The following is a 17,126-nucleotide window of genomic DNA, read 5'->3' as shown; positions in this document are numbered from 1 at the left end:
GGGGGCGTTGAAGCGGGCGGGAAGGTTACGCCTGAAACGAGGGGTTTTTATGGCATCCGCTGCGCGGCACGTCAATCGCAGGAATTATTGGCTGCGCCTTGCGCTTGACAGCATGAAAGGGGTCCGGTACTAGCCCGTTCCACTTCGTCGGCCCCAACGCCGCCGGGGCGCAGCAGGCGAGCAGTCAGCAGTCCGGTTGTGGGGGTGTAGCTCAGTTGGGAGAGCGTCGCGTTCGCAATGCGAAGGTCGTCGGTTCGATCCCGTCCACCTCCACCATGAAGAACCGAAGGGCCTCACGGGAAACCGTGAGGCCCTTTGCATTTGGGGCACTTCCCTCCATTTGCTGAATTGCAAAGCAGGCGGGCTTTGTTATCCGGAGTCGATGACCGACCCGTCCGCCTCCCTGTCGTTCTTCGCACGCTTCTGGCTCGCCTGGCTGTGCTTCTGGCGCTGCCTCGTGTCCCGCGAGTTCGCCCAGGCGGTGCTGCCAGCCAGCCGGGCCTACGACGCAGGCCAGCTCGCACAGCTCCCGGCCGGTGGCCCCGCGCCCGCCGCCCTGCCCAGGGAGCAGCCGAAGCCTGTAGCGGTGGCGGTGGTGAAGCCCCCCGAGCCGCCCCCCGCCCTGCCGCCCGAGCGTGAGCACGCCAGCGCCCTGTCCGTGCTGGGCATGCTCCAGCGCGAGGGCCGCTTCGTGGACTTCCTCCAGGAGAACGTGGCCGCCTTCTCGGACGCCGAGGTGGGGGCCGCGGCCCGCATCGTCCACGAGGGCTGCCGCAAGGTAGTGAACCAATACCTCACCCTCCAGCCGGTGCTGCCGCAGTCGGAGGGGGACGGCGTCCCGGTGCCCGCCGGCTTCGACGCCCAGCGCATCCGCCTCACCGGCAACGTGGCCGGCCAGCCTCCCTACAACGGGACGCTGCGCCATCACGGCTGGGTGACGACGGAAGTGAAGTTCCCCGCCGTGAGCCCGGCCATGGACCCGCGAGTGCTGGCGCCCGCGGAAGTCGAGCTCGCCTGAAGGAGTTCCCGTCCGATATGGCCCGCTATTCCATCGGCATCGACCTCGGCACCACGCACTCCGCGGTGTCCTACTTCAACCTCGAGGAGGGCAAGCCGCGGGGCCGTGCGCAGTCCATGCTGCCCATCCCCCAGCTCACCGCGCCCGGCACCGTGGAGGCGCGTCCGCTGCTGCCGTCCTTCCTCTACCTGCCCTCCGCGCAGGAGTTCCCCGCCGGCAGCCTCGGCCTGCCGTGGAACCCGGAGACGGGCACCATCGTCGGCGAGTTCGCCCGCACGCACGGCGCCAAGGTGCCCACGCGCCTCGTCTCCTCCGCCAAGAGCTGGCTGTCCCACCCGGGCGTGGACCGGCGCGCGGCGCTGCTGCCCTGGCAGGCGCCGGAAGAGGTGCAGCGCGTGTCGCCGCTGGATGCCTCCGCGCGCTACCTCCGCCACCTCAAGGAAGCGTGGGACCATACCTTCGCCCGCGCCAAGGAGGAGCACGGCAACGCGCTGGCCGAGCAGGACGTCATCGTCACCGTCCCCGCCTCCTTCGACGCGGCGGCGCGTGACTTGACGCTGGAGGCCGCCAAGGCCGCGGGGCTCCAGCACATCACCCTGCTGGAGGAGCCCCAGGCCGCGCTCTACGCGTGGCTGGAGGCCATGGGGGAGAACTTCCGCAGGCAGGTGCAGCCCGGCGAGGTCATCCTCGTGGTGGACGTGGGCGGCGGCACCTCGGACTTCTCCGTCATCACCGTGAGGGACCGCGAAGGTGACCTGGAGCTGCTGCGCGTTGCGGTGGGCGACCACATCCTGCTCGGCGGCGACAACATGGACCTGGCGCTGGCGCACACGCTCAACCAGCGCCTGGTGGCCGAGGGCAAGAAGCTGGACGCGTGGCAGTTCAACGCCCTCACCTACGGCTGCCGGCACGCGAAGGAGACGCTGTACGGCGACCCGTCCATGGAGAAGGCGCCCATCTCCATCCCCGGCCGCGGCTCGTCGCTCATCGGCGGCACGCTGCGCACGGAGCTGACGCGCGAGGAGCTGGACCGCGTCCTCACCGACGGCTTCTTCCCGGTGACGCCCGTCACCGAGCTGCCTCGCACCGCGCGCCGCACCGGCCTGGCGCAGATGGCGCTGCCCTACGCGCAGGACCCGGGTGTGTCCCGGCACCTGGCGGCCTTCCTCACCCGGCAGGCACAGGCGCTCGCGGCCAGCTCGGACGCGCCGGTGGACGTGAGCGGCAAGGCCTTCCTCCACCCCACCGCGGTGCTCTTCAACGGCGGCGTCTTCAAGGCCGGCCCGCTGAAGGCGCGTGTCATGGAGGTGCTCAACGAGTGGCTCGAGGCCGACGGCGGACAGCCGGCCAAGGAGCTGGAGGGCGCGGACCTGGACCTCGCCGTGGCGCGTGGCGCCGCGTACTACGGCTGGGTGCGCCAGGGCCACGGCCTGCGCATCCGCGGCGGCACCGCCCGCGCCTACTACGTGGGCGTGGAGACGGCGATGCCCGCGGTGCCCGGCATGGAGCCGCCCGTGAAGGCGCTGTGCGTGGCCCCCTTCGGCATGGAGGAAGGCACGCAGGCAGACGTGCCTCCGCAGGAGTTCGGCCTCGTCACTGGCGAGCCCACCAGCTTCCGCTTCTTCTCCTCGTCCGTCCGCCGCGACGACAGGGTGGGCGAGATGCTGGAGGACGTGGACGGCGCGCTGGCCGACGGTGCCCTGGAGGAGCTGGCGCCGATTGAGACCACCATGCCCGGCCAGCCCTCGGCCTTCGGGGATTTGACGCCCGTCAACCTCCAGGCGGCGGTGACGGAGGTGGGCACGCTGGAGCTGCGCTGCCTGCAGAAGGACGGCCCGGGGCGCTGGAAGCTGGAGCTCAACGTCCGCATGAAGGAGTAGAAAGCCGTCCGTCAACCGGAGGTGTATGCGAATCGTCGGAATCGACCTGGGAACCACCCACTGCGCGGTGGCGTCCGTGGACCCCTCGAAGGGCGCGGGCGCCCCCGTGGAGGACTTCCCGATTCCCCAGCTCGTCCGGCAGGGAGAGGTAGCCCCCCGCGCGCTGCTGCCCTCCACCGTGTACGTGCCCGCAGGCCAGGAGCTGGCCGCCGAGTCGCTGAAGCTGCCCTGGGGCGATGACGGCGGCCCGTGGGTGGTGGGCGAGCTGGCGCGCTGGCAGGGCGCCCGCGTGCCGGGCCGCCTCGTCTCCAGCGCCAAGAGCTGGCTGTGTCACCCGGGCGTGGACCGCTCCGCGCCCATCCTCCCGTGGGGCGCTCCGGCGGACGTGCAGAAGCTCTCGCCGGTGGACGCCAGCGCCCTCCTGCTGACGCACATGGCGCGCGCCTGGGACTTCGCCCACCCGGACGCGCCGCTGTCCAAGCAGGAGGTGGTGATTACCGTTCCCGCCTCCTTCGACGAGGCCGCGCGTGCCCTCACGGTGAGCGCCGCGCGCAAGGCGGGGCTGGAGAAGTTCACCCTGCTGGAGGAGCCACAGGCGGCCTTCTACGACTACACCGCGCGCCACCGGACGGACCTGGAGCAGACGCTCTCCAACGTGCGGCTGGTGCTGGTGGTGGACGTGGGCGGCGGCACCACGGACTTCACGCTGGTGCACGCGGGCGTCTCGCCGGAAGGGCCCATGTTGCGGCGCCTCGCGGTGGGCGACCACCTGATGCTGGGCGGCGACAACATGGACGCCGCCCTGGCCCGCCGCGTGGAGGAGAAGCTCTTCACCGACGGCCGGCGCCTGTCCGCCACGCAGTGGACGCACGCCATCCAGGCCGCGCGCACCGCGAAGGAGGCGCTGCTGGGCAATGAGCCTCCGGAGAAGTACGGCGTCTCGCTGGTGGGCGGGGGCAGCCGGCTCTTGGGCGGCACGCTGTCCACGGAGCTGCTGCGCGACGAGGCGCACGCCCTGGTGCTGGACGGCTTCTTCCCGGCCTCTGCCCCCACCGAGCGCCCGCGCCGCGCCGCGCGCATGGCGCTCCAGGAGCTGGGCCTGCCGTACGTGCAGGACCCGGCGGTGACGCGGCACCTGGCGGCCTTCCTCGCGCAGCACGCGGCGGCGGGCTTCGCGGCGCTGGGCGAGGCAGCTCCGGCCGAGGGCGCCCTGCCCCGCCCCGACGCCATCCTCCTCAACGGCGGCGTCTTCAACTCACCCCAGATTTCCGAGCGGCTCGTGCAGGCGCTCTCCGCGTGGTGGCCCGGCGCGCCGCGCATTCCCCTGCTGCGCCACACCTCGCTGGAGCTGGCGGTGGCGCGCGGCGCGGCGTACTACGGTCTGGTGCGGCGCGGGCATGGCCTGCGCATCGGTGGTGGCGCGGCGCGCGCGTATTACGTGGGCCTGCAGCGGCCGGCGGACAGCGCGGAGCAGCCGGCGCTGTGCCTCATCCCCCGCGGCTTCGAGGAGGGCCAGAAGGTGGACCTGGGCGAGCGCCCCTTCACGCTCACCCTCGGGCGGCCGGTGCAGTTCCAGCTCTACTCCACGACGAGCGACCGCATCGACAAGCCGGGAGACCTCGTCCCGCTGGCGGAGGACTTGAAGCCCCTGCCGCCCATCCACACGCTGCTCAAGGGCGCCACCGGCAAGGTGGCGGAAGTCCCCGTGCACCTGCAGGCCGCGCTGACGGAGATTGGCACGCTGGAGCTGTACTGCGTCTCCAACGTGGCGGACGAGCGCTGGCGGCTGGAGTTCGAGCTGCGCGGCACCGGCGGCTCGCACGAGCTGACCGTCACCGAGTCCATGCCCGCGCGCTTCGTCGAGGCGAAGGACAACATCGAGCGCGTCTACGGCAACAAGCCGCTGCCCATCGGCCCCAAGGACGTGAAGCAGCTGGGGCGCACGCTGGAGAAGGCGCTGGGCCCGCGCGAGACGTGGCGCGTGCCGGTGCTGCGCGAGATGTGGAGCACCCTGTACGCGGGCGCCAGCAAGCGGCGGCGCACGGAGGACCACGAGCGCGTCTTCTACAGCCTCACCGGCTTCTCGCTGCGTCCGGGCTTCGGCTACCCGCTGGACGGCTGGCGCTCGGAGCAGACCTTCAGCCTCTTCGACGCGCTGGTGCAGCACCACTCGGACAAGGCGGTGTGGACGGAGTTCTGGGTGATGTGGCGCCGCATCGCCGGCGGCCTCACCGAGGCCCAGCAGCAGAAGCTGTACGCGTACCTCCAGCCGCACCTGGCGCGGAAGGTGCCGCCGGACGCGCCGCCCGCGGGGAAGCTCAAGGGCATCCAGCCGGAGGGGCTGGAGGAGATGGTCCGCACCGTGGCCTCGCTGGAGCACCTGTCGCCCGGGGACAAGTCCGAGGTGGGCAGGTGGATTGCCGCGCGACTGAAGGCCGAGGCGAAGTCCGGCGGCCCCTGGGCCTGGGCCCTGGGCCGGCTGGGCGCGCGCGTGCCGCTCTACGGCAGCAGCCACAAGGTGGTGGACGTGGAGACGGCGGAGGCGTGGCTCACGCTGCTGCTCGACATGGACCTGAAGAAGATTGACGGCGCCCCCTTCGCGGCGGCGCAGCTGGCCCGGCTCACCGGGGACCGCACGCGGGATTTGGACCCCGCCCTGCGCGAGCGCACCGCCCGGGAGCTCGTCGCGGCGAAGGCGGCCGAGGCCTGGCTGCGCATGGTGCGCGAGGTGGTGGCGCTGGACGCGGCGGACGAAGCCCGGGCGCTCGGCGACACGCTGCCCGCCGGACTCCGGCTGTCCTGAGGCGTCTTCCGGGCGTCGCAACCGGCGAGGTCGCGATCATCCCGGTCAGATCCCTCCCGTCAGGTCGGCCGGGAGGGCCGCCCCTCGGGAGCGTGGCTCAGCGGTGGATCAGCTCAGCCCTGCGCCGCGGCGGGCGCAGCGGCCGTCTCGGCGTCATTCGCCTTGGCGACGACCTGGAGCACGGGCGCGGCGGCCTCGGGGGCCTTCGCGTCGGCCTCCTTGCCGGCCTTCGCCTTCTTGGAGCCCGCGCCCGAGCGGCAGGTGCGGCACCAGGGCTGGTTACGGATGGCGCCATCCGCCATCTTCCGCAGGCCGAACTGGGCCAGCGGCTTCAGGGTCCGGCACTTGATGCACATCAGCGAGATGAGCACCTCGTGGCCGTCCGCGTCGTAGACGGCGGACTTGCGCCGCTTGCGCGGCTGGCCCTGCCCCGGTTCACGCTGCTTGGCCTTGTCAGGCGCAGGCGGCGCCATCATCGGGGTCACTTTGTAGAGCATGTCAGTCCCTCCCACTCACGCGCGCCAGCACTCGCAGGCCCAGGCAAAGGGCCACCTCGGTTCAGTCGCTCGCAGGCCCTAGACTAGGGACTCTTCCTCCCGTTGAAAACTGATCCAAGGCCGAAAAATCGGGCCCTGGCGCGTTTCCGCTGATCTTACGCCGGGTTGGCTCTCCTCGTTCAGTCCCAGCGGATCACACAGGGACTGAATTTTCGGCCCGGGCTCCCTCAGCGCACCGCGCCGGGACAGGCCGCGACACCGGTGTAGCGCACGCGACCCACCGGGGGCACGGGGAGGACTCCCCCCCGCGCCTTCCCGTAGGCGATGACGGTGTCGCGCAGGTCCATGCCGCGCACCGGCGTGAGGTCCACGCGTTCGGGGGGCAGCGTCCGGATGAGGGGCGCCAGCCCGTCTCCGCCACGGGCGAGGAAGTCCGGCAGGGCCACCCGGTACGTCTTCCCCGGCTCCAGCGCCCCGCCTCCCGCCAGCGTCGCGCGCTGCAGCCGCTGGGGCCCCGGGCAGTTCGCCAGCGTCAGCTCCAGCCCGGAGACGGGGAAGACGGCGCCCCGGTCCGTGGCATGGGCCAGCTCCAGCAGGCGCCGCAGCTCCGCGCCGCTGAGCTGGAGCACGGCCACGGTGTTGTCGAAGGGCAGCACCTCGTACAGCTGGCCGAAGGTGAGCGGGCCCGCTGAGAGGTCCGCGCGGAGGCCGCCGGGGTTCATCACCGCCACGTCCGCGCGGGCCGCGTCGCGCAGGGCGTCCGCGAGGAGGTTGCCCAGCGCGCTCTCCTGGGCGTAGCCACGCGTCAGGGGCGCGGCGGCGGAGATGCCGAGCGGGTGCAGCTGCGTCTCCCGCGCCGTCTTCAATGCCGGCGCCAGCAGCTGCTCCACCTGGGCGTCGGGCACCACCGGCGCGCCGAGGAAGGTGGCCTGCACCAGCTTCACCTCCGCCTGCTCCTTCAGCTTGCGCCCGTCACACGTGCCGCTGGCCGTGTCCACCTTCGCGCAGAGGGGAATCGACGCCTGGAGGCGGGTGCGCTCCGGCAGCACGCGGCGGCCCGCCGGGTCCACGTACAGCTCCACCACGCCCAGCGAGCGCGCCATGCCCGACGTCTCGATGACGGGCACGCCGCCGTAGAAGACGCCCAGGGCCTGGTGCGTGTGCCCGGCCACCACCGCGTCCACCATGCCCGGCGGCAGCCCATCCAGCATGTCGAGAATCTCCGAGTCGCCCCTGTCACAGCGGGACGTGTCGCGCGGATTCGTCACGTCCGGGCACTTGCCGCCCGCGTGCGCCACGACGATGACCACCTCGGCGCCGCGCGCGCGCAGGGAGCGGGCCGCTTCCAGGGCGGCGGGCGCCAGCGGCAGGAAGCGCAGCGACGCCACGTTGACGGGGTTGGTGGCCTCCGGCGTGGACTCGGTGGTGAGCCCCAGGAGCCCCACCTTCACGCCCTTCACCGTGACGAGCGCCGTGCCGTCATTGCCCATCCACGCCGGGCGCTGGCCGGTGGCCGCCTCGCGCAGGTTGGCGGACAGCAGGGGGAAGCGCGCCTGGGCGACGCGGGCCTTGAGCGCGCCCAGCGAGTCCTCGCCCGGGCCCTTCGCCATGGTGCCCGGCCCCACGGGGCCGTAGTCGAACTCGTGGTTGCCGATGGCCGCCGCCGTGACACCCAGGTGGTTGTACACGTCGACGACGATGGCGCCCTCCGTGAGGTTGGAGGGCAGCGTGCCCTGGAAGAGGTCCCCGCCATCCACCAGCAGCACCCCGCCCGGGTTGTCCGCGCGCAGCCGTGCCACGTAGGCCGCGAGCGTGGCCGCCCCACCCTCCTCCACCACCTGCCCGTCCTTCAGGACGGTGCGGCCGGGCTCCACGTGGCCATGGAGGTCATTGAGCCCCACCAGCGTGAGGCGCACGGGCTGCGCCGACGCGGCGCTCGCGGTGGAGCCGACGCCGTCAGGCGTGGACGTGGGAGGGGTGCTGGCGCAGGCGGCGATGACAGCCGCCAGCGCGACGAGGACGGGGCGCGGGGAACGCATGGAGCCGCGCACTTCAGCGCGGCACGCGCCCCCTGGCAACGCGCTTTCAGCTCCGGCGCCGCCGTCCGGCCAGCGCCAGGGCAAGCAGCCCGAGCAGCGCCGAGGCGGGCACCGAGGCCGTGGCGCACGAGCAGCCGCTGTCGTCCTCGTCCTCGCCACCGCCGGGCACCGGCAGCGGCTGGGGCTGGACGTCGGGACCGGCATCGTTTCCACCCGTCCCCGCATCCGTCCCGCCATCGGTGGCCTGCAGCGTGTCGACGCGCAGCGGCGGGCTGAAGGCGTTCGCCACCGCCGACCAGCGCACCAGCTTCAGGTTGTCCGGACCGTTGACGCCGTCGTGCGCGACGAAGAGCCCATCCGCGAAGTCCGGCCCCACCGGACGTGACGACACCGCCAGGGCGACCGGGTCATCCACCGCGTCGACGCCGCCGTCCGCCACCACCAGGAACTTGCCCACCAGGGCCTCGGAGCGGCGCTCGAACACGGCGAACGCGCCCGACGCCGTGTCCGCGACGAGGATGTAGCCCTCGCCATTGCGCGCCCGGTACAGGCTCACCCGGCCCACGTCGGTGCTGAGCGTGTTTCCCACCGAGGCAATCTGCGTGCGCGTCTGGCCTCCATCCGTCTCGGCGGAGTAGCGCCACAGGCCCTGCCCCTCCTCGGTGACGAACAGCCGGCCGGACTCCTCGTCCGCCACCACGCCCGCGATGCCGCCTCCCGCCGTGGCGAGCACGCGCGCGGGGGTGGCCGTCAGGCCGCCGTCCGTGCCCGTCAGCTCGAACTGCTCGAGCCTGCCGCCCTGGGTGCCCGCGAAGACGAAGAAGCGGCCCGAGGTGGGGCTGCGGTAGAGCGCCACCGTGGCGTACTGCGTACCGGTGAGGAAGCCCGCGTTGCCGATGCGCACGACCCGGTCCGCGCCCGTCGGGTCCAGCCGGTACGCCCCCAGCCCGTTGAAGTTGGGGTTCGCCGTCACCACCAGCGTCCGGGAGCCCCCTCCCAGGGGGAAGTCGTCGTGCAATGCCACGCCGAGGGCCGGCCCATCCGGCAGCTCCGCCTCGACCTGCGTCCCGTCCACCCCGAAGGTGACCAGGCCCGCGTTGACGTTGTCATAGGCGCTGATGAGGAGGCTGGCCCCACCGTCGGCCGGGTTCACCCAGAGCGCGACGTCGCGCAGCGCCCCGGCGACGGTGCCCGGGTCCGGCTGCGTCTCCCGGACAGGCGCCACGGACACGGAAACGGGCTGTGCGGACACGGTCGCACTCGCGAGCAGCGCCGCCAGGGCCAGGAAGAATGGGTTGCGCATGACCGGCTCCTCGCTCATCTGGGAAACGCCTACCTTGTCACGGGGGGTGTGCCTTTCAAGTACGAAGGCACAGGCAACGGTTGGCTACTGGTGACCGCCTCGGGTACAACGCGCCGTCCTCCAGCAAACATAGAAAAAGACCATGGCGACCAAGCGCGCACTGATTACGGGCATCACGGGGCAGGACGGCAGCTACCTCGCGGAGCTGCTGCTCTCGAAGGGCTACGAGGTGCACGGCATGGTGCGCCGCTCTTCGGAGGAGAAGTTCGAGCGCATCCAGCACCTGCACGGGAAGATTCAGCTCCACCAGGGCGACCTGCTGGACCAGTTCTCGCTCGCGGCGCTGTTGAATCTGGTCAAGCCGGACGAGGTCTACAACCTGGCGGCGCAGTCCTTCGTGCCCACCAGCTGGAACCAGCCCGTGCTCACCGGCGAGTTCACCGCGCTGGGCGTGACGAAGATGCTGGAGGCCATCCGCCACACCCGCCCGCAGGTGCGCTTCTACCAGGCGTCCTCCAGCGAGATGTTCGGCAAGGTGCTGGAGGTGCCGCAGACGGAGGAGACGCCCTTCTACCCGCGCAGCCCGTACGGCGTGGCGAAGGCGTACGGCCACCACATCACCGTCAACTACCGCGAGTCCTTCAACCTGTTCGCGGTGAGCGGCATCCTCTTCAACCACGAGTCCCCGCGTCGCGGCCTCGAGTTCGTCACGCGCAAGGTCACGTACAACGTGGCGCGCATCAAGCTGGGCCTCCAGGACAAGCTGCCCATGGGCAACCTGGACGCCAAGCGCGACTGGGGCTTCGCGGGCGACTACGTGGACGCCATGTGGCGCATGCTCCAGCAGCCGGAGCCGGACGACTACGTGGTGGCCACCAACGAGACGCACACCGTGCGCGAGCTGGTGGAGATTGCCTTCGGCCGCGTGGGCCTGGACTACCAGAAGTACGTGCACATCGACCCGGCCTTCGTGCGCCCCGCCGAGGTGGACCTGCTCATCGGCGACTACGCCAAGGCGAAGGCGAAGCTGGGCTGGGAGCCCACCGTGCGCTTCAAGCAACTGGTGGAGATGATGGTGGACGCCGACCTGGAGCGGCTGAAGGCGGGGCAGAAGTAGATGCGCATCCTCGTCACTGGAGCGGACGGCTTCGTCGGCCGGCACCTGTGCGCCCTGTTGCGCGCCGCCGGTGACGACGTCGTCGAGGCCCACGGGCCGCGCGGGGAGGGCATCAGCAGCAGCGCCCTCCACTTCGACGTGGCCAACGAGGCCGCGATGAAGACCGCCATCGCCGAGGCGAAGCCCGAGGGTGTCATCCACCTGGCGGGCTTCAGCTCGGTGGCCAAGAGCCACAACAACCCCTCGCGCGTGTTCGCGGTGAACACGATGGGGGTGGTGCACCTGCTCACGGCGCTGCGCGACACCGCGCCGAAGACGCGGGTGGTGCTGGTGGGCTCGGGCGAGGTGTACGGCCCGGTGCCCGAGGGCACGCGCGCCACCGAGTCCACGCCCGCCGTCCCCCTGAGCCCCTACGCGGCCTCCAAGTCCGCGGCGGAGCTGGCCGGCGTGCAGTTCCACCGCAGCTACGGGCTGGAAGTCGTCATGGCCCGGCCCTTCAACCACCTGGGCGCGGGGCAGGACCCTACCTTCGTGGTTCCCTCCTTCGCCTCGCAGATTCGCGCGATTGGCCTGGGCACGGTGGACCCGGTGCTCCGCACGGGCAACCTGGAGGCGGTGCGTGACTTCTCCCACGTGCGCGACGTGGTGGAGGCGTACCGGCTGCTGCTCGTGAAGGGCGAGCCCGGGCAGGCGTACAACATCTGCAGCGGCGAGGGACGCACCATCCGCAGCCTGCTGGAGGAGATGCTGACGCTGGCCGGCGTGAATGCGCGGATTGAATTGGACCCCGCGCGCTTGAGGCCCTCGGACATCCCGAGCCTCGTCGGCGCACCGGACAAGCTGCGGGCGCTGGGCTGGGCGCCGAAGCTGACGGTGACGGACGCGCTGCGTGACGTGCTGGGTCCCAAGGTGCCGGCGCGGGCCTCGTAGAACGGGGGCCGGGTCGTCAGCGCGCAGCCCCTTCTGATATTCCTGGGGGATGCACGAAGGCGCCTACAAGTTCGTGGCTCGCGCTGTCATGCAGCTCGAGCCACGCAAGCAGGTCCTGGAGCTTGGCAGCCGGACGGTGGCGGGCAACTGGCCCTACTCCGGCTCCATCCGGCCACTGTTCCCCGGCTCCGAGTACGTCGGCGTGGACATCGCCCCCGGTGAGAACGTGGACTTCATCGGGGACGCCGCCACCTGGCGCCCGGAGCCCTTCCGCCAGTTCGACACCGTCGTGTGCACCGAGACGCTGGAGCACACGCCGGAAGCCGAGCGCATCTGCCACAACGCGCTGGCCATGCTCGAAGTCGGCGGGGTGCTCATCCTCACCGCCGCGGGAGTCGGGCGCGCGCCGCACTCGGCGGTGGATGGGCAGGGGCTGCGGCCCGGCGAGTACTACCGCAACGTCAACCGCGAGCAGCTCCAGCAGTGGCTGAAGCCCTTCGGCTTCGCGATGATTGATACGGCCACCACGCCGGGGGACATCTACGCCCTCGCCGTGAAGCTGGGACCCGGGACGTGAAGGTCGGCGTCACGGCGGTGATGGTCGCGTACCACAACGAGGAGTTGGCCCTGACGCGCCTGCTGCGCGACCTCATGCCGTCGCTCCTCCTGTACCGCGGCGTCCTCGATGCGGAGCTCATCGTCGTCGACAACAGCGAGAAGCCACAGCCCCGGCTGGCCGAGGCGGTGCGCGACAACGGCACCTTCCCCGCGAAGTACATCTGGAGCGAGGGACGCAATCTCTACTACGGCCCGGCGATCAACCTGGCCGTGAAGGCCGCGGCACACCCGTTCCTGGTCTACGTCTGCGCCAACCACGGCCGCATGCTGGACCCGACGTGGCTGTGGGACATGCTCGAGCCGATGGTGAACGACGCGAGCGGCAAGGTGGCCCTCACCGGCTCCCACTACGCGAGCGGGCCTCCGTCCAAGCTCGGCTTCCCGGAGTCACTGCCGCGCCTCCACATCCAGGGGGGCCTCTTCGCCGGGAGGACCGAGGTGCTGGCGAAGTACCCGTACCCCGACGGCGAGTTCGCGCACTGGAGTTCCGACATCTACCAGTCCTTCCAGCTCCTCCAGCAGGGCTACCGGCTGGTGGACGTGCCCACCGTCAAGTCGGTGTGGCGTGAGCGGGTGAAGGGCGGTCAGTACAAGTTCATTCACGACGAGGGCTGAGCCACCGCGCCGACGAGCCGCTCCAGCTCCTCCTCCGTGTTGTAGTAGTGCACCGAGGCGCGGAGCATCTCGCCCAGCCCGCGCGCCTCCATGTCGAGCCGCGTGGACGGGCGCCGCGTCACCGACACGTTGATGCCCTGGGCGAGCAGCCGCTGCCGGACGACATCGGGCGCCTGGCCTTCGACGGTGAAGGTGACGATGCCGCACTTCACCTGGCCCACGTCGCGCACGATGACGCCGGGGACGTCGGCGAGCCGGACGCGCAGACGCTCCGCGAGGTGGCGGATGCGCTCCCAGATGGCCTCCACACCCCAGCCGAGCGCGTAGTCGACGGCGACGCCGAGGCCGAGCTTCCCGGCGATGTTGCTCTCCCAGCTCTCGAAGCGCCGCGCGTCCGGGCGCAGCGTGTAGCCGTCCGCGGATGTCCAGGGCGCCGCGTGGTGGTCGAGCATGGGAGGTTCGAGCCGCTCGAGCAGCGCCTTGCGGACGTAGAGGAAGCCCGTGCCGCGCGGGGCGCGGAGGAACTTGCGGCCCGTCGCGGACAGGAGGTCGCAGCCGAGCGCCTCGACGTCGATGGGCAACTGCCCGGCCGTCTGGCAGGCATCGAGCAGGAAGGGCACGCCGGCCAACCTGGCGATGCGGCCGATGGCGGCCGCCGGATTCACCAGGCCCCCGTTGGTCGGGATGTGGGTGACGGAGATGAGCCGGACGCGGGCGTCCATCATCGACTCCAGCGCGGAGATGGACAGCTGGCCATGCGCGTCGTTCGGGACGACCTCCACGACGGCTCCCGTGCGGCGGGCGACCTGGAGGTAGGCGACGTAGTTCGCGGCGTACTCGGCGACGCCGGTGAGGATGCGGTCCCCGGGGCGGAAGTCCTGGGCGAGGCCATAGAAGGCCATGTCCCAGGCGACGGTGGCGTTCTCGACGACGGCGACCTCCTCGCGCGACGCGTGCAGCAGCGCGGCGATGGAGTCATAGACGCGCTCCAGCCTGTCGCGGGCCGCGTCCTCGGCCTCGTAGCCGCCGATGCGGGCTTCCAGTTGGAGGTGCGCCATCACCGTGTCGAGCACCGGCTGGGGCGGCAGGCTCGCACCGGCGTTGTTGAAGTGTGCGACGTGGGCGGTCCCCGGTGTCTCGGCGCGGGCGCGGGTGACGTCGATGCTCATGTGGGGCTCCTCGGGTCTCGGCCTGGATGTGCCGCAAGTGTGCCGCGCGGAGCTGGAATGCCAAGCCAGAAGGGGTGCGCTGTCCTGTCGCCTACTCGCGCAGGAGCGCTTCGAGGGAGGCGGGTGCATCCGGTGTGCGTGCCTGGATTCCGGCCAGGGACCGGTAGAACGGCGACAGCGGCCTGCGGGGCAGCAGCCGGGGGCGGACCGTGCGCAGCCGCTCCACCAGCAGCGGCCAGCCCGGCGTGTCACGCTCCGCGTCCGCTCTGCGTGCGAGTGCCCGGAGCGCATCCAGAGTTGCTGGAGACAGCGGTGCACGCCGGCAGAAGTCGTCCAGGCCACGAGCGAACTCCAGCACGGCTGCGCCCCTGGGCGGAGGCCCGTCTCCGAGCATCCAGCGCGCGACGGGGAGCGCATCCTCGGGCAGGACGGTGACCGGGGCGTGGAGCCGCGACAACTCGGCCGCGAGACGTGCGCGCAGGGCGTTCACCGCGACCTCCAGCGCACGTCGGGTATGCGTGGCCGGAGCGTCATGGAGCAGCGTCTCCACACGCGACAGCAGCTCGACCGCCTCGCGCGCAAGGCACGCCTTCAGCCCGCGCACCTCCGCGAGCGCAGCGCGCAACCGGGGCAACATGGCGACGAGGACCTCCGCGTCCACTCCCGTCACGTACGCCGCCGCGTCCTCGACTGTCACGGGAGTGTCCTCGGCCATCACCGGGCCGAGGACGCGAATGAGCTCATCCCGGAAGCGTGGGTCGACGTCATCGTCCGCGTCGACCGCGGCTTCGAACAGCGCGGCAGTGAGGCGCAGCGCCTCGGGCCCCGCGCCACGAGGGAGCGCCCGGAGCGCTTGCAGGAGTTCCAACCTTGCCGCCTCGACCACCCGACCTCCAGAAATCAAACCGGGCCTAACGAATGGCCGCGCACCTCCGCGAGAAGCACGGAGGTGCAGGGCTTTCACATCCGCGACGTCATGCGATTCGCGGGAACCGCCTCCCCTTCGGAAGGAGGACTCGCGGAATGAACGTTCCTTCCGCGCCTGCCCGCGGCCGGACGAGGCGCGTCCCGCTGATTCCATGCGAGCTCCCGCGACCTGAATCAGGCCTCCTTGCGGCCGTTCTCCACGCCGTTGCCACCCTGCGGCTTCGTGGGGCGCTGCAGCACCTGGGGCGCCGCCCCGTTCTGGAGCACCCGCGCCATCAGCGCGCCGAGCAGTCCCTGCCCTCCCCCGCCGCCGTCCTGACCGAGCGCGATTTCCGGCACCAGCTTCACCCCATGCTGCGCCAGCACCGTGGCCAGCTGCACCGCGGTGAACGCCTGGGCGCCGAGCGCCGCCACACCGGTGCGATACGCCTCCGCCTTCGCATCACCGACGAGCCGCGTCGCGTCCGCCTCCGCGCTGCCGTGCAGCCGCTTCGACTCGGCCTCGGCCTCCGCGCGCTGCCGCATGCCATGCGCCTCCGCATCCGCGCGCTGCCTCAAGCCGTGCGCCTCCGCGTCCGCGTGCAGCCGCGTACGGGCGGCCTCGCCCTTGGCCGTCTCCGCCGCCGCGAGGGCACCCTTCTCGCTGATGGCGACCATCTGCTCGCTGCGCACCACCTCGCCCTGCATGTTCGCCACCGCCGTCGCGCGCTCCAGCTCACGGCGTCGGACCTGGGCCTCGCGCTGCACCTCGAACGTCACCTGGAGCTCCTCGGCAATCTTCCGGTCCGTCTGCGTCTTCATCAGCTCGCCGGGCGGCTGGATGTCACCGATGAGCGTGTCGATGCACTCCACGTCGTATGCCCCCAGCGCGCCGTGGATGGCCTCGTACGCCTCGCGCTGGCGCTCGGTGCGCGCGGAGAGGAACTCGAGGACCGACACCTGCTGCGCGGAGTTCCGGAAGTAGTTGGCCACCGTGGGCTGCAGGACGTGGTCGACCAGGTTCTGCATGGAGCCCACGCGCGAAATCACGCGCGGCGCCTGCTTCATGCTGATGTGGATGATCTGCGACACGTCGAGCGTGAAGCTGAAGCCGTCGCGCGAGCGCACCGTGATGGGGCTGAGCTTCTCGTCGTACTTGTGCTGCTCCGTGCGCTGCGCCCAGTTGAGGACGATGTTCGTCGTGGGCACCAGCTCCACCTTCATCACCCGCGTGTTGAGCGGGTGCTTGCCGGGCAGCAGCGGCTCGATCCACACGCCCTTGCGCCCGCGCTCCACGAGGTCGCCATGGGTGAACTCGTCCCCGGACACGTCCAGGTGCTCGCGGCCCACGTAGCTGACGACGACGCCCACGTAGCCGATGGGCACCTCCGTCATGGGAATCTGCTCCACCTTCACGAACCACGGGTTGAGGTTCCACGAGCCCGACAGCAACACCTGCTCCTGGAGGCCGCGGCAGCCGCCCGCGTCGAGGAAGCGCTGGGCGCTCTGGAACGAGTCATGCCCTTCCACCGGCGAGCCGGCGAGGTCCCCGGCGGGAATGGGGCGGCCATCCAGCGTCGTCACGATGCCCACCTTGTCGGGGCCTACGCTGAAGATTTCGAGGTCCTCCTCGGACATGTCGAAGGCCTCGGCGTTCTCCGGCGTGATGACGTTGAACAGCGAGGGGTTGATGCGGTACGTGCCCGCGGTGAGGAAGGCGAGCTGACGGCCCTTCTGCCCACCGCCGTCGAGGAACGCGCGCGCATCCTGGTAGTTGTCGCAGGCCACCTCGCAGCCGAGGATGTTCCCGGGCGGGATGGGCGCGCCGCCGTTGGCGACGACGAGCGCGATGTGCCCCTGGCGCACCACCACCACCGGGACGCGCGTCACCTTGAAGCGCCAGAACGGGTAGCCGAAGTGCCAACCCGGCGGGAGCATCTCCGCCTGGTAGCCGGCTTCGCCCTCCAGCGCGACCAGCCGTCCGGGCGGCAGCGGCGCGCCGTACTTCTTGATGACCAGCCCCGACTCGTCCTCGCCGATGACCTGCAGGCCGCTGAACACGTAGACCGCGCCAACGCCCAGCAGCAACCCGACCACGGCCAGAACCACGATGTATTCCATGAGGCCCTTCTCCTGCCGCCCGCGGGAGTGCGGGAGTGCCCCCCTCCACTGCACGCCCCCTGCCAGGGCCAAGTGTCCGGAACTGCTGGAGCGGTGTTTCCCGGCCACGA

The 17,126-nt window shown here is 71.3% G+C and carries 13 protein-coding genes and 1 tRNA gene; 8 read left to right on the top strand and 6 right to left on the bottom strand.

Annotated features, from left to right (window positions below):
• The first annotated feature begins 200 nt into the window (after positions 1-200).
• From G4D86_RS42190 to G4D86_RS42175, 4 genes are all read left to right on the top strand, one after another.
• Positions 201-276 (top strand) — tRNA-Ala (locus G4D86_RS42190).
• 106 nt (positions 277-382) lie between these two features.
• Positions 383-1,018: a DUF2760 domain-containing protein gene (locus tag G4D86_RS42185; protein ID WP_164000215.1), complete on the top strand. Its 636-nt coding sequence runs from the start codon at positions 383-385 to the stop codon at positions 1,016-1,018.
• A gap of 17 nt (positions 1,019-1,035) precedes the next feature.
• Positions 1,036-2,898, top strand: a complete 1,863-nt coding sequence (locus tag G4D86_RS42180; protein WP_164000213.1) for an Hsp70 family protein — start codon at positions 1,036-1,038, stop codon at positions 2,896-2,898.
• Positions 2,899-2,923: 25 nt separating this feature from the next.
• Positions 2,924-5,701, top strand: a complete 2,778-nt coding sequence (locus G4D86_RS42175) for an Hsp70 family protein (protein WP_164000210.1) — start codon at positions 2,924-2,926, stop codon at positions 5,699-5,701.
• A 113-nt stretch (positions 5,702-5,814) separates the two neighbouring features.
• On the opposite strand, the gene G4D86_RS42170 is transcribed toward G4D86_RS42175, so the two are convergent.
• The 3 genes from G4D86_RS42170 to G4D86_RS42160 form a co-directional block, all read right to left on the bottom strand.
• Entirely contained in the window at positions 5,815-6,198 is a 384-nt protein-coding gene (locus G4D86_RS42170) for a hypothetical protein (RefSeq protein ID WP_164000208.1), read from the bottom strand.
• A gap of 227 nt (positions 6,199-6,425) precedes the next feature.
• Positions 6,426-8,237 carry a bifunctional metallophosphatase/5'-nucleotidase gene (locus tag G4D86_RS42165; protein WP_164000205.1) on the bottom strand — a complete coding sequence of 604 codons (1,812 nt, stop codon included), beginning with the start codon at positions 8,235-8,237 and terminating at the stop codon, positions 6,426-6,428.
• 46 nt (positions 8,238-8,283) lie between these two features.
• Positions 8,284-9,540, bottom strand: a complete 1,257-nt coding sequence (locus G4D86_RS42160; RefSeq protein ID WP_164000203.1) for a myxosortase-dependent phytase-like phosphatase — start codon at positions 9,538-9,540, stop codon at positions 8,284-8,286.
• 142 nt (positions 9,541-9,682) lie between these two features.
• Here G4D86_RS42160 and gmd point away from each other — a divergent pair, with 142 nt between their 5' ends.
• The 4 genes from gmd to G4D86_RS42140 are packed head-to-tail and all read left to right on the top strand — an operon-like array spanning position 9,683 to position 12,820.
• Complete coding sequence (gene gmd / locus G4D86_RS42155; RefSeq protein WP_164000201.1) at positions 9,683-10,657, top strand: GDP-mannose 4,6-dehydratase; 975 nt, start codon at positions 9,683-9,685, stop codon at positions 10,655-10,657.
• A complete protein-coding gene (locus tag G4D86_RS42150; protein WP_164000199.1) occupies positions 10,658-11,587 on the top strand; it encodes a GDP-mannose 4,6-dehydratase in 930 nt (309 codons plus the stop codon).
• 49 nt (positions 11,588-11,636) lie between these two features.
• Positions 11,637-12,164: a class I SAM-dependent methyltransferase gene (locus G4D86_RS42145; protein WP_164000196.1), complete on the top strand. Its 528-nt coding sequence runs from the start codon at positions 11,637-11,639 to the stop codon at positions 12,162-12,164.
• Complete coding sequence (locus G4D86_RS42140) at positions 12,161-12,820, top strand: glycosyltransferase family 2 protein (RefSeq protein WP_164000194.1); 660 nt, start codon at positions 12,161-12,163, stop codon at positions 12,818-12,820. The genes G4D86_RS42145 and G4D86_RS42140 overlap by 4 nt, the downstream gene beginning before the upstream one ends.
• On the opposite strand, the gene G4D86_RS42135 is transcribed toward G4D86_RS42140, so the two are convergent.
• The 3 genes from G4D86_RS42135 to G4D86_RS42125 form a co-directional block, all read right to left on the bottom strand.
• Complete coding sequence (locus G4D86_RS42135) at positions 12,805-13,989, bottom strand: aminotransferase class V-fold PLP-dependent enzyme (protein WP_164000192.1); 1,185 nt, start codon at positions 13,987-13,989, stop codon at positions 12,805-12,807. The two genes, G4D86_RS42140 and G4D86_RS42135, sit on opposite strands and share 16 nt — an antisense overlap.
• Positions 13,990-14,080: 91 nt before the next feature.
• Complete coding sequence (locus G4D86_RS42130; protein ID WP_164000190.1) at positions 14,081-14,857, bottom strand: hypothetical protein; 777 nt, start codon at positions 14,855-14,857, stop codon at positions 14,081-14,083.
• A 233-nt stretch (positions 14,858-15,090) separates the two neighbouring features.
• Positions 15,091-17,016, bottom strand: a complete 1,926-nt coding sequence (locus G4D86_RS42125) for an SPFH domain-containing protein (RefSeq protein WP_164000188.1) — start codon at positions 17,014-17,016, stop codon at positions 15,091-15,093.
• Positions 17,017-17,126: the final 110 nt, after the last annotated feature.

This window comes from Pyxidicoccus caerfyrddinensis, assembly GCF_010894405.1.
GTDB lineage: Bacteria > Myxococcota > Myxococcia > Myxococcales > Myxococcaceae > Myxococcus > Myxococcus caerfyrddinensis.
This window is presented reverse-complemented; position numbering and strand designations above follow the sequence as displayed.

What these genes read in the sequence shown, in the direction of transcription:
- G4D86_RS42185 (WP_164000215.1), top strand. Translation starts at nt 383, where the DNA reads ATGACCGACCCGTCCGCCTCCCTGTCGTTCTTCGCACGCTTCTGGCTC.
- G4D86_RS42180 (WP_164000213.1), top strand. Translation starts at nt 1,036, where the DNA reads ATGGCCCGCTATTCCATCGGCATCGACCTCGGCACCACGCACTCCGCG.
- G4D86_RS42175 (WP_164000210.1), top strand. Translation starts at nt 2,924, where the DNA reads ATGCGAATCGTCGGAATCGACCTGGGAACCACCCACTGCGCGGTGGCG.
- G4D86_RS42170 (WP_164000208.1), bottom strand. Translation starts at nt 6,198, where the DNA reads ATGCTCTACAAAGTGACCCCGATGATGGCGCCGCCTGCGCCTGACAAG.
- G4D86_RS42165 (WP_164000205.1), bottom strand. Translation starts at nt 8,237, where the DNA reads ATGCGTTCCCCGCGCCCCGTCCTCGTCGCGCTGGCGGCTGTCATCGCC.
- G4D86_RS42160 (WP_164000203.1), bottom strand. Translation starts at nt 9,540, where the DNA reads ATGCGCAACCCATTCTTCCTGGCCCTGGCGGCGCTGCTCGCGAGTGCG.
- gmd (WP_164000201.1), top strand. Translation starts at nt 9,683, where the DNA reads ATGGCGACCAAGCGCGCACTGATTACGGGCATCACGGGGCAGGACGGC.
- G4D86_RS42150 (WP_164000199.1), top strand. Translation starts at nt 10,658, where the DNA reads ATGCGCATCCTCGTCACTGGAGCGGACGGCTTCGTCGGCCGGCACCTG.
- G4D86_RS42145 (WP_164000196.1), top strand. Translation starts at nt 11,637, where the DNA reads ATGCACGAAGGCGCCTACAAGTTCGTGGCTCGCGCTGTCATGCAGCTC.
- G4D86_RS42135 (WP_164000192.1), bottom strand. Translation starts at nt 13,989, where the DNA reads ATGAGCATCGACGTCACCCGCGCCCGCGCCGAGACACCGGGGACCGCC.
- G4D86_RS42125 (WP_164000188.1), bottom strand. Translation starts at nt 17,016, where the DNA reads ATGGAATACATCGTGGTTCTGGCCGTGGTCGGGTTGCTGCTGGGCGTT.